This is a genomic window from Cellulomonas algicola, from assembly GCF_003851725.1.
Lineage (GTDB): Bacteria > Actinomycetota > Actinomycetes > Actinomycetales > Cellulomonadaceae > Cellulomonas > Cellulomonas algicola.
Genome location: NZ_BHYL01000061.1, coordinates 1 through 10743, shown reverse-complemented (window position 1 = coordinate 10743; position 10743 = coordinate 1). Strand labels below are relative to the sequence as shown.

General features: G+C 73.2%; 9 protein-coding genes. 5 read left to right on the top strand and 4 right to left on the bottom strand.

Annotation, left to right across the window (positions count from 1 at the left end):
- Nucleotides 1–285 precede the first annotated feature (285 nt).
- Nucleotides 286–1263, bottom strand: a complete 978-nt coding sequence (locus tag CTKZ_RS04945) for an aldose epimerase family protein (RefSeq protein WP_124341911.1) — start codon at nt 1261–1263, stop codon at nt 286–288.
- 28 nt (nt 1264–1291) lie between these two features.
- Nucleotides 1292–3760, bottom strand: a complete 2469-nt coding sequence (locus tag CTKZ_RS04940; protein WP_124341910.1) for a glycoside hydrolase family 94 protein — start codon at nt 3758–3760, stop codon at nt 1292–1294.
- A gap of 262 nt (nt 3761–4022) precedes the next feature.
- Between CTKZ_RS04940 and dcd the strand changes: the two genes are divergently transcribed.
- The 4 genes from dcd (at nt 4023) to CTKZ_RS04920 (ending at nt 6842) form a co-directional block, all read left to right on the top strand.
- Nucleotides 4023–4598 (top strand): dCTP deaminase, encoded by a 576-nt coding sequence (gene dcd, locus CTKZ_RS04935; protein ID WP_124341909.1) that lies wholly within the window; start codon nt 4023–4025, stop codon nt 4596–4598.
- A gap of 4 nt (nt 4599–4602) precedes the next feature.
- The gene (locus tag CTKZ_RS04930) at nt 4603–5745 is read left to right on the top strand and encodes a hypothetical protein (protein ID WP_124341908.1); all 1143 of its coding nucleotides are present in this window, start codon (nt 4603–4605) and stop codon (nt 5743–5745) included.
- Nucleotides 5742–6302 (top strand): NUDIX domain-containing protein, encoded by a 561-nt coding sequence (locus tag CTKZ_RS04925; protein WP_124341907.1) that lies wholly within the window; start codon nt 5742–5744, stop codon nt 6300–6302. Before CTKZ_RS04930 ends, CTKZ_RS04925 begins: the two co-directional genes overlap by 4 nt.
- 72 nt (nt 6303–6374) lie before the next feature.
- On the top strand, nt 6375–6842 hold the full coding sequence (locus CTKZ_RS04920) for a hypothetical protein (RefSeq protein WP_124341906.1): 468 nt from the start codon (nt 6375–6377) through the stop codon (nt 6840–6842).
- 4 nt (nt 6843–6846) lie between these two features.
- Here the strand turns inward: CTKZ_RS04920 and CTKZ_RS04915 are convergent, their stop codons facing one another.
- The gene (locus tag CTKZ_RS04915; RefSeq protein ID WP_124341905.1) at nt 6847–8775 is read right to left on the bottom strand and encodes an ABC transporter ATP-binding protein; all 1929 of its coding nucleotides are present in this window, start codon (nt 8773–8775) and stop codon (nt 6847–6849) included.
- Between the two features lie 111 nt (nt 8776–8886).
- Here CTKZ_RS04915 and CTKZ_RS04910 point away from each other — a divergent pair, with 111 nt between their 5' ends.
- Complete coding sequence (locus tag CTKZ_RS04910; protein ID WP_124341904.1) at nt 8887–9378, top strand: MarR family winged helix-turn-helix transcriptional regulator; 492 nt, start codon at nt 8887–8889, stop codon at nt 9376–9378.
- Between the two features lie 185 nt (nt 9379–9563).
- Here the strand turns inward: CTKZ_RS04910 and CTKZ_RS04905 are convergent.
- On the bottom strand, nt 9564–10743 hold a 1180-nt coding region (locus tag CTKZ_RS04905; protein WP_148090457.1), incomplete at its 5' end, for a serine hydrolase domain-containing protein.

Here is a 10743-nt window from a genome sequence, read left to right as displayed (position 1 = left end):
CGTCGTCGAGCGCGGCGAGCACGGTGCGGTGCAGCGGGCGCAGGCCGGCGTGCCCGGCGGCGGCCAGACGGTGCGTGGTCTCGTCGTCGAGCGCGGTGCGCACGCGGGCGGCGAGCGCACCGAGGTCAGTGGCGGGCGAGGGGGACATCGCGACCTTTCGTCACGCACCATGACGGTCAACACAAATGATCGTCAAGGATGATGACTATATCGCCGGCACGCTGCGGCTGGCCACGACGACACCCGCGCGCACCGTGGTGCGGCCCGGGCGTCAGGCGCCAGCGGTCAGACCGTGACGGCGATCGCGAACGACCCCGTGCGCTCCTCACCGGGCTCGAGCACGAAGACGCCGGTACCGGGCACGCCGGCCTCGAACAGCGCGACGCCGTCGTTGACGTTCGTTGCGGGCTCGATCGCGAAGTACGCGCGACCGCGCGGCGCGTAGAACACCAGGTGCTCGTACACGGGGTCCGCGGTGAGGTCGACGGTCACGTCCGGCTGCTCGTACCGGATGGTGATCGGCTTGTCGGTGTCGCGCGCGTTGTAGACGTCGTCGATGAACGCGCCGTCGAGCACGCGCGGGGCCAGGAAGTCCGCGCGCGGCGTGAGCGGCCCCGACGGGCCGGTCGGCATCGGCACACCCGGGTAGCACGCGTGCGCGGGCACCTGCACGACCGGGTGGCCGAGCGGGCGCGGGGCGACCGCGCCGACGGGTGCGAGCGACCGTTGGAAGTACGGGTGGTGCCCGAAGCCGCCCGGGAACGCCTCGCCGTCGACGTTCCGCAGCGTCGTCGTCACCTCGAACGTCCCGCCGCGCACCGCGTACGTGATCGTCGACGTGAAGTGCCACGGGAAGTTGATCCCGACGTGCTCGCGCGTGTCGATGCCCACCGTGACCGACCCGGGCGTCCGGTCGAGCACGTCCCACCGCGCGTACCGGACGGCACCGTGGATCGCGGTGCCGTCGGCGCAGTCACGCTGCAGCCGGTGCGTCCGGCCGCGGAACGTCAGCGCGCCGTCACGCACGCGGTTGGACCACGGGATCATCGGGAAGCTCGCGCACTTCTCGACGACCCCGCGGCCGCCCCGGCTGGTGGGACGGAGCAGGTCGCGCCAGACGCCGTCCGACGTGCGGATGCGGCCCGCACCGAGCGACGCGCCGGTGCCCGGGAGGACGTCGACCGCCCAGGCGCCGTCCGCGATCGTGACGACCCGCGGGTCGTCCGTGCGCACCTCGGTGGGCGCCGCGTCGAGCAACGTCATGTCCCTGCCCCGTCCCTCGTGGCCGTGCTCAGACCGTCACGGCGACGCGGACCGTCGCCCCCGCGGGAGCGTAGGGCACGGTGTTGCCCTCGACCGGGGCACCGTCCACGGTCAGCGAACCGCGCGCACCTGGCGCCCCGGAGTTGGTCACCGTGATCTCGTACGTCGCGCCACGGGCCACGCGGGTGACCGTGTACGACGGGACGTCGGGGCCGATCTGCGGGTCGACGACCAGGCCGTCGTAGTCCGGCCGGACGCCCAGCAGGTACTGCGACACCGCGACGAAGTTCCACGCGGCCGTGCCCGTCAGCCACGAGTTCTTGGCCTCGCCGGCGCGCGACGCCTCCTTGCCCGCGATCATCTGCGCGTACACGTACGGCTCGAGCTTGTGCGTGTCGGAGATCTCCTCGCGGTACGCCGGGGTGATCCGCCTGTAGTAGTCGAACGCCTGCGCACCGCGCCCCACGACCGTCTCGGCGATGATCACCCAGGGGTTGTTGTGGCAGAAGATGCCGCCGTTCTCCTTGTAGCCGGGCGGGTACGTCGAGACCTCGCCGAGCTCGATCTGGTACGTCGTGTACGCCGGGAACTGCAGCACCAGGCCGTGCGGCGTGCCGAGCATGTCGTTGACCGCGTCGAGCGCCTGGATCGCCGGGGCGTCCGCGTCGTCCGGGCCGTCGCCGACGCCGATGCCCGCCATGACGGCGAAGCCCTGCGGCTCGATCCAGATCTTGCCCTCGGGCTTCGCGTCGGTGCCGACCGGGTTGCCGTAGTAGTCGTAGGCCCGGAGGAACCACCGGCCGTCCCAGCCGTGCTCGAGCACCGCGGCACGGACCTCGTCGACGTACTTGCGCGCCTCGGTCGCGACGTCGGCCAGGCCACGACGCTCCGCGAGGTTCGCGTACTCGGCGCCGTACAGCACGAACTGCGCGGCGATGAAGACGGACTCCGCGACACCGCCCGCCTGGTTCTCGGTCGTCTGGAACGACTCGCCGGGCGTCGTCGAGAAGCAGTTGAGGTTGAGGCAGTCGTTCCAGTCGGCGCGGCCGATCAGCGGCAGGCCGTGCGGGCCGCGGTTCTGGACCGTGAACTGGAACGAGCGCGTGAGGTGCTCGAACAGCGGGACCTCGGAGCCGGGCTCGTTGTCGAACGGCACCGGCTCGTCGAGGATGCTCCAGTCGCCCGACTCCTTGATGTACGCGGCGACGCCGGCGATGAGCCACAGCGGGTCGTCGTTGAAGCCCGAGCCGATGTCGTTGTTCCCGCGCTTCGTCAGCGGCTGGTACTGGTGGTACGCCGAGCCGTCCGCGAACTGCGTCGACGCGATGTCGATGATCCGCTCGCGCGCGCGCTCCGGGATCAGGTGGACGAAGCCCAGCAGGTCCTGGTTGGAGTCGCGGAAGCCCATGCCGCGGCCGATGCCCGTCTCGAAGAACGACGCGGAGCGCGACATGTTGAACGTGACCATGCACTGGTACTGGTTCCAGATGTTGACCATCCGGTCGAGCTTCTCGTCGGTGCTCGACACCGAGTACGTCGACAGCAGGTTCGTCCAGTAGGCGTTGAGCGCCTCGAGCGCGGCGTCGACCTGCTCGCTCGTCGCGAACCGGCCCAGCAGCGCGTGCGCGCCCGTCTTGTTGACGACCTGGTGGGCGTCGTCGGCCCACTTCTCCTCGTCCGCGTTCTCGAGGTAGCCGAGCACGTAGACGAGCTCGCGGGACTCGCCCGGGGCCAGCTCGACGACGACCGAGTGCGAGCCGATCGGGTACCAGCCCGACGCGACCGAGTTCGCGGACCGCCCGGCGCGCGGGACCGCCGCCTCGCCGAGCGAGTTGTACGCGCCGACGAACGTGTCGCGGTCCGTGTCGAAGCCGTCCGCACGCGTGTTCACGCCGAACACGGCGTAGTGGTCGCGGCGCTCGCGGTACTCGGTCTTGTGGAAGATCGCCGAGCCGTGCGGGCCGTCCTGCTCGACCTCGACCTCGCCGATCGACAGGTTGCGCTGGTAGTTCGTCTGGTCGTCCTGCGCGTTCCACAGGCAGAACTCGACGAACGAGAACAGCGTCGCCGACTTCGGGGCGTCGGACGTGTTCGTGACGGTGACCTTCTGCACCTCGGCGTTCTCGCCGAGCGGGACGAAGAACAGGGTCTGCACGCGCAGACCGTTCCGCTCACCGGTGATCGTCGAGTAGCCCAGGCCGTGCCGCGCCTCGAAGTGGTCGAGGTCCGCCTTCACCGGCAGCCACGACGGGGTCCACACGTCGCCGCCGTCGTTCACGTAGAGGTAGCGGCCGCCCGCGTCGGCGGGGATGTTGTTGTAGCGGTAGCGCGTGAGGCGGCGCATCTTGGCGTCGCGGTAGAACGAGTACCCGCCCGCCTGGTGCGAGAGCAGCGAGAAGAACTGCTCAGACCCGAGGTAGTTGATCCACGGGTAGGGGGTGTGGGGCGTCGTGATGACGTACTCGCGCGCCGCGTCGTCGAAGTGGCCGAACCGCATTGGACTTCCTCGGGTGCTCGGAGACGTCCGTGCCCGCCTCCCCCGTGGATCCGCGTCGGCGCGGTCCGTCGTCGGGTTGTCTGACGCGGCGTCTGATCGGTGCGAGAGCGCTCCCACGCGCCTCACGGAAGGATGATAGCCGCCGGGGGCGATATCGAGAACGTCGCCCCTCCGCACGTCCGTGCAGCGCGCGCGGGCGACGCGTGTCCACAGCCCCGGGCGGGGTGAACCGGACGGGCGTCCGGGCGACTACCGTGGGCCCGTGCTGCTCTCCGACCGTGACATCAGGGCCGAGCTCGAGTCGGGCCGCGTCGGGCTCGACCCGTACGAGCCGGCGATGCTCCAGCCGTCCAGCATCGACGTGCGCCTCGACCGGTACTTCCGGCTGTTCGACAACCACAAGTACCCGGTGATCGACCCGTCGGCCGACCAGCCCGACCTCACGCGCCTGGTCGAGGTCGAGGACGGCGAGCCGTTCGTGCTGCACCCCGGCGAGTTCGTCCTCGGCTCCACGTACGAGCAGGTCACGCTGCCCGACGACGTGGCCGCGCGGCTCGAGGGCAAGTCGTCGCTCGGCCGGCTCGGGCTGCTCACGCACTCGACCGCGGGCTTCATCGACCCCGGCTTCTCCGGGCACGTCACGCTCGAGCTGTCGAACGTCGCGACCCTGCCGATCCTGCTGTGGCCCGGCATGAAGATCGGCCAGCTCTGCTTCTTCCGCCTGACGTCCGCCGCCGAGCAGCCCTACGGCTCCGCCGCGTACGGCTCGCGCTACCAGGGCCAGCGCGGGCCGACCGCGTCGCGGTCCTTCCAGTCGTTCCACCGGACGCAGGTCTGAGCGGATGGCCGACGCACCCCCGCGGCTGAACGTCAAGGACGCCTCGATCCGCGACCGGCACCTGCTCGGGCTGCCCGAGGGGATCGAGGTCGACGAGATCGAGGTCCTCGCGATCTCCCGGTTCGCGCAGGCGCACTGGGAGGAGTCGACGCAGGAGGTGCCCCAGCAGCGCGGCTTCGTGCGACCCGTGACCGCCGCGCTCGGCATCCGCGCGGTCTCCGCCGCACCCGCCGTGCGCGCGCTGCGCCTCGCGCGGCTGTCCGCGCTCAGCGGGCCGTTCAGCGTGTCGCCCGAGGACGCCGTGGGACTCGGGCTGCCCGCGTCGACCGCCGTCGTCTACGACCTCGACTGCCCGCGCGAGCGCGGCGAGCGCCCCTACCCGGGCGGTGACCGCGACGGGCTCAAGCGTGCGTTCCCCGACGGCCTGCCCGTCCGCGAGGAGGAGCGCGTCGTGCAGTGGCTCGTCGCGTGCGCGCGGCGGCTCGGCGGTGCCGTGCGGGTCGGCGGGTCCGGCGTCGTGCTCACGCCCGACGTCGACGGCGCGATCGACCTCACGCTGCTGACCGACCGTTGGCTCGAGCCCGCCGAGGCGCTGTCCGTCGTGCAGACCGTCGTGCCGCGCGCGCGGCTGTCCGAGCCCACGTCCCGCTGGGACGGACCCATGGCGGGCGTCGGGCGCGGGTCGACCAGCGGCGCCGGCGGCATCACCGAGGCCGGCGGCTCCGGGCTGCGCGCCGCGCTCGAGCAGTTCGGCGTCGACGACGAGGTCGAGCGCGCCCGCCTCATGGCGGAGGCTGCCGCGTTCGACGAGCTCATGGTCGCGTCGCCGCCGCCCGCCGAGTCCTACGGGATCCTCGTCGACCTCGGCGTCGACGGCACCATCGCCGTCGAGGCCGCCGCCGAGACCGAGCTCCCGCCGCTCCTGCGCGACCTGCCGTGGACCGCCGACGGCGTCGTCGCGTACCGCGTGCACTGGGAGCCGCTCCTCGTCGAGGAGCTCGAGATGGAGAAGCCGTCGTTCCCGCACAAGGTCGCGCGCGGCCGCGCCGCACCGCAGGTCCAGGCCGTGACGCGCGCCCTCCACGGGGTGCTCGGGGGGGAGATCGCCGACGAGGCCGACTTCCTCGTCGACCCCGCCGACCTGTGAGCGAGCACGCCGGCTGGACCACCACCGGGAGCCGCGTCGTCTACGAGAACCCGTGGATCCGCGTGCGTGAGGACCAGGTGCTGCGCCCCGACGGCGGACCCGGCGTCTACGGGGTCGTCGAGGTGCGCAACCACTCGGTGTTCGTCGTCGCGCTCACCGACGACGACGAGGTCGTGCTCGTGTCGCAGCGCCGCTACACGACCGGCGCCGTCTCGGTCGAGGTCCCCGCGGGCGGCACCGACGGCGAGGACCCGCTGGTCGCCGCGCAGCGCGAGCTCGCGGAGGAGACCGGCCTGGCCGCGCGCGCGTGGACCGCCGTCGGGCGGATGGACGCGCTCAACGGCATCGCCGACGCGCCCGAGCACGTCTTCCTCGCGCGCGGGCTGTCGCCGCTCGTCGACGACGACGGGCACGGGCGGGTCGAGGAGGGCATCGACACCGTGCGGACCGTGCCGTTCGCCGACGTCCTGGCGCTCGTCGCCGACGGCACGATCCGCGACGGCGAGACGATCGCCGCCCTCGCGTTCGTGGGCATCCACCTGGGCCGCTTCCGCTGACCTGACGGCCGCCTCCGCCGGGGAAGACGCGGTCGAGATGCCGGAGCGGCGTCGGGCGCGTAGACACGGCGCATGGGTGTGGTGATCCGGTCCGCCGTCCTCGGGCTCGCCGTCGGCGGGCGCGCCTCCGCAGCGATCCGTGTGCCCGTCGGCGCGGGGACGCGCGGGCGGCACGGTCCAGGACCGGCGCTGCTGCGCGGGCTCGCCGCTCTCGCGGTGCTGGGTGAGACGGCCGGGGACAAGCTGCCGTCGGCGCCGCCGCGGACCGCGTTCCCCGCCTTCACCGGCCGGCTCGTCGGGGGAGCACTGGGTGCCGTCGCCCTGTCGGTCGTCGAGCGGCGGAGTCCCGGATCGCACGTCGTCGCCGCGCTCGTCGGGCTCGGTGCGGCGTACGCCGGGTCGTACGCGGGGACGGCCTGGCGACGGTGGGCCGCGACGGACGGTCCCGACGCGCTGCGCCCCGACTGGCGCGCGGCGGCGATCGAGGACGCGCTCGTCCAGACGGTCGCGGGCGGCCTGGTCCGCACGTCCCACCGCTGACGGGTCAGGCGGCGTCGACCGTGTCCGCGGCGAACTGGGTGCGGTAGAGGTCGGCGTACAGGCCGCCGCGGGCGACGAGCTCGGCGTGCGTGCCGTGCTCGACGACGCGGCCGCGGTCGACGACGACGATCGAGTCGGCGCGGCGGACCGTCGACAGCCGGTGCGCGATGACGAGCGACGTGCGGCCCACGAGGGCCTCGTCGAGCGCGGCCTGCACGGCGGCCTCGGACTCGGAGTCGAGGTGCGCCGTGGCCTCGTCGAGCACGACGACGTCGGGCGCCTTGAGCAGCAGCCGCGCGATCGCGAGCCGCTGGCGCTCGCCGCCGGACAGGCGGTAGCCGCGGTCGCCGACGACGGTCTCGAGCCCGTCGGGCAGGCGCATCACGAGCTCCCACACGTGCGCCTGGCGCAGCGCGCGCTCGAGGTCGGCGTCGGTCGCGTCGGGCCGGGCGAACCGCAGGTTGCCCGCGATGGTGTCGTGGAAGAGGTGGGCCTCCTGGCTCACGACGCCGACGGTCGCGCGCAGCGAGTCGAGCGTCACGCCGCGCAGGTCGGCACCCGCGATGCGGACCGAGCCGCGCGTCGGGTCGTACATGCGCGTGACGAGCTGGGAGATCGTCGTCTTGCCCGCGCCCGACGGGCCGACGAGTGCCACGAGGTGCCCGGCGGGCACCGTGAACGAGACGTCGCCGAGCGTGTCCTCGGCGGTGTCGGCACGCAGCGTCGCGACGGACTCGAGCGACGCGAGCGACACCTCGTCGGCGGTGGGGTAGCGGAAGCCCACGGCGTCGAGCTCGACGCTCGCGCCGCGCGCGGCGACGTCGTTGCGGAGGTTGTGCGCGTCCGGCGCGTCGGTCACGGTGGGCTCGAGATCGAGGACCTCGAGGACGCGCTCGAAGCTGACGAGCGCGGTCATGACGTCGACCTGCACGTTCGACATCGCGGTGAGCGGGCCGTAGAGCCGGCCGAGGTACGACGCGAGCGCGACGACGACGCCGACGGTGAGCTCGCCCTGGATCGCGGCGAGGCCGCCGAGCCCGTAGACGATCGCGGTCGCGATCGCGGCGAGCGTCGTGAGGCCGACGCGGAACCACGTGCCGTAGAGGGCGCGCTTGACGCCGATGTCGCGGACGCGGGAGGCCTGCTCGGCGTAGGCGGCGGACTCGCGCTCGGGGTCGCCGAACACCTTGACCAGGTGGGCGCCCGCGACGTTGAACCGCTCCTGCATGGTCTGCGCGGCCTGCGCGTTGAGCTCGTACGACTCGTGCGTGACGGCGGCGATGCGGGGCCCGAACCAGCGGGCGGGCAGGACGAACAGCGGGAGCAGGATCAGGGAGAGCAGCGTGAGCCGCCACGACATGGACAGCATCGCGGCGAGCACGAACACGACGGTGAGCGCGTTGCTCACGACGTTCTGCAGCGTCGAGGTGAACGCCTGCTGCGCGCCGAGGACGTCGCCGTTGAGCCGCTGCACGAGCGCGCCGGTGCGGGTGCGGGAGAAGAACGCGAGGGGCATGCGCTGCACGTGGTCGAAGACCGCGGTGCGCAGGTCGAGGATCAGGCCCTCGCCGATGCGGGACGACACCCAGCGGTCGGCGACGGCGAGCCCGGCGGACAGCACCGCGAGCGCGGCGACCGCGACGGCGATGAGGACGACCAGGCGCGTGTCGCCCTGCGTGATGCCGTCGTCGATGAGGTGCTTGAACAGCAGCGGCGGCAGCGCGCCGGCGCCGGCCTCGAGCGTGATGAGGACGAGGAAGACGGCGAGGGCGCGGCGGTGCGGCCGGGCGAAGGTGAGGATCCGGCGGAGGGTGGCGCGCGAGAGGCGTCGGCGGCTGACGGACCGGTCGCGGGCGAAGCCGCGCATCTGCGGGTTGCCGCCGCCGCGACCCATGCCGGTGGGCGCGGGTCCGGGGTGGTGGGGGAGAGACATGAGGCGTCTCCCTTCGTGCGGGGGGGACGTGCCGGGTGAGCACGCGATGCTGAGGTTAACTCACTATGTCGTTGGTTCACAACTGTTCGCGAGGGGGGTACCGTCACGGCCGTGAGCCCGCACGACGACGCTGCCACCGACCCGGCCCCCGCGCCCGCGATCGCCGGGCCGACCGCGGGGGACGAGTCCGCGGAGCTGCTCGACCTCCTGCACCGGCTGCTGCGTGACATCCGCCGCTCCGCCACCTCGTCGCTCGGGCCGGCGAGCCAGGCGCCCGGGCAGGTCCGGATGCTGCGCGTCCTCCAGCACTGCGACGGACCGTTGCGGCTCGGGCACGTCGCGTCCGCCCTCGACGTCGCCCCGCGGTCGGTCACGTCGAAGGTCGACGCCGCCGAGGCCGACGGTCTCGTCCGCCGGATCGCCGACCCCACCGACCGCCGTGCCACCCTCATCGAGCTCACCGACGCCGGCCGCGCGCTCCTCGCCGACGTCTCCGCCCGGCGCCACGAGGGCGTCGCCGGCCGCCTCGACCGCCTCGCCCCCGACGAGCGCGCGCAGCTCCTCACGCTCCTGCGCCGCCTGGCCGACGACCCCACCCCCTGACCGCCCCGCCGAGCCCACCCGACCCCTCACGCTCCTGCGTCGCCTGGCGTCGACCCACCCGCGCCGAGAACGACATCAGCGCCGCGGAGGGGCTCCCTGGCGGCGCTGATGTCGTTCTCGTCGTGCGTCGTGCGTCGTGCGTCGTGCGTGCGGACGGGGTCAGGTCCGGCGGGGGGCCGGGGCGATCACGCGCAGAGGGCCGTGTCGATGACCGCGTCGACGTGCTGCATGGCAGCCGGGTCCGAGACCGACGACGGGAGCGCCGTGACCGCCACGGACGCGGCGCGGCCGTCGGTCGTCACGCCCTCGCGCGTCGAGTAGCCGAAGATGTCGCCGCCGTGACCCCACGCGACGCCGCCGCAGCTCAGCGCCGTCTCGGCGATCCCCAGGCCGTACCGCATCGGACCCCACTCGGCGGGCACGGGCACGGTCTTCTGCATCTCGGCGAGCTCCGCCGCGCCGACCAGGCGGCCGTCGAGGATCGCGGTGTAGAGGCGGATCAGGTCGCTCGGGGTTCCGATCACGTCCCCTGCGGCCCACGCCGCGCTCGGGTCGAGCTCCGTGACGTCGCGCAGCGTCCCACCGGGGGTGTCGGAGTGGTAGCCGTGCGGGTGGCGGCCGCGGATCTCGCGCTCGCCGACCGCGGGGAGGTACGTGTCGCGCAGGCCGGCCCTCTCGATGACGCGCTGCGTGAGGACCTCGTGCAGCGGGCGCCCGGTGACCTCCTCGACCAGCAGCCCGGCGATCACGTAGTTCGTGTTGCTGTACGACCACGACGAGCCCGGCGCGAACGTGGCAGGTCGCGTCATGGCCGCGTCGAGCAGTGCGCGGGGCTGGACGTACGTGTCGATCATCGCGTCGACGCCTGACAGCCCGTCGGAGAGCAGCACGTCGAGGTACTCGGGGATCCCGCTCGTGTGCTGCAGGACCTGCCGGACCGTGATGGTCGCGCCGTCGACGCGCTCAGCACCGTCGCGCCCGTTGTCGACCAGGCCCGGCAGGTACGTGCCGATCGGTGCGTCGAGCTCGATCTTCCCCTCGCCGACCAGCTGCATGACGGCGACGGCGACGAACGTCTTGCTGTTGCTCGCGAACCTGACCTGGCCGTCCGTCGGGACCCGCGCGCCCGTGGTGAGGTCGCCGACCCCGGCGACGAGGTGGCGGGAGCGCCCGCGTTCGTCGCGGACCGACGCGAGCGCGGCGGGGAACCCGTCGTCGCGGACGAGCGCGTCGACCGCGCCCCGGACGGCGTCGCGACCGTGCCCCCCGCGCGCCTGGTCGGCCTGCTCCGGTGCGGGTGCGCCGGTCGTGGCGGTGGGTGCTCCGGCCGTCGCCGGCGTGACGAGCGTGCCGCCGACGAGGGCG